The organism is Romboutsia sp. 13368 (assembly GCF_018336475.1).
GTDB lineage: Bacteria > Bacillota > Clostridia > Peptostreptococcales > Peptostreptococcaceae > Romboutsia.
In genome coordinates this window covers 129,991-131,346 of sequence record NZ_CP048741.1, presented here as the reverse complement: position 1 = coordinate 131,346, position 1,356 = coordinate 129,991, and the positions used below count along the sequence as shown (strand labels likewise).

The window sequence follows — 1,356 nt, the reverse complement described above, 5'->3', positions numbered from 1 at the left end:
TTGTTGTTGGTATGGTTATAGGTGGTGGAGTATTCTTTAAACCACAAGCAGTTTACACTTTAACTGGTGGTGCACCAGGTCTTGGAATGATAGCATGGGTTATAGCAGGTATAATAACAATAGCTGCTGGACTTACTGCAGCAGAAGTTTCAGCTGCAATACCTAAAACAGGTGGAATGATGGTATATATAGAAGAAATATACGGTAAGAAACTTGGTTTCTTAACAGGTTGGATGCAATCAGTATTATTCTTCCCAGCTACAATAGCTGCTTTAGCAGTTATGTTTGGACAACAATCTGCTGGATTATTAGGAAATGAATCTTTAGTATACCCTATAACATTAGGTGTTATAGTATTACTAGCTGTATTAAACTGTCTTGGATCTAAAACAAGTGGTATAATACAAACTGTATCAACTGTAGGTAAATTAGTTCCTCTTGTATTAATAATGATATTCGGATTTATAAAAGGTAGTGGAGATAACGCTATAATAAGCCCTATGGTTGCTGAAGGTATAAGCCCAATGGGTGTAATAGGACAATTATTAATAGCTGTATTATTCGCTTATGATGGATGGATAAACGTTGGTGCTATAGCTGGTGAAATGAAGGATCCAGGAAAAGATTTACCTAAGGCAATAGTTGGTGGTTTATCTTTAGTTATGGCAGTATACGTAGTTATAAACTTAGCTTACCTTTGGGTATTACCAGCTGATCAATTAGCTAACTACGCTTCTCCTGCTTCAGCTGTTGCAGAACAAATATTTGGACCAATGGGTGGTAAATTTGTAACTTGCGGTATATTAGTATCTGTATTTGGTGCTCTTAATGGTTACTTATTAACAGGACCAAGAGTAACTTATACATTARGTTCTCAAAAAACTTTACTAGCAGCATTAGGTAAGGTAAACAGCAGTGGTGCTCCAGTTAATGCTACATTAGCAATGGCAGTATTATCTTGTTTATATGCTTTATCAGGACAATTCAACTTATTAACTGACTTAGCTGTATTTGCTGTATGGGTATTCTATGTATTAACATTCATAGGTGTTATAAAGTTAAGAAAAGATCAACCAAACTTACACAGACCTTACAAGGTACCTATGTATCCTGTAATACCATTAGTAGCTATATTAGGTGGATTATTCGTTGTAATAAACCAATTAGCATTCTCTGGTATGAAAAATACAGTGATAGCTTTAGGTGGAGTTGTTATAACTCTTATAGGTTTACCAGTTTACAATTATATGACTAAGAAAAACGCTGATTCTAAAGAAGAAAAAGCTGCTTAATAATAAGAAAACTACTCACATATGTGAGTAGTTTTCTTATTATTTAATATCCCTTAGATATATC

Annotated in this window: 1 protein-coding gene; it reads left to right on the top strand. The window is 34.2% G+C overall.

Annotated elements, in window-relative coordinates:
- The coding region (locus tag G3997_RS00605; RefSeq protein WP_296646452.1) for an APC family permease at positions 1-1,292 on the top strand (1,292 nt) is incomplete at its 5' end.
- Positions 1,293-1,356 lie beyond the last annotated feature (64 nt).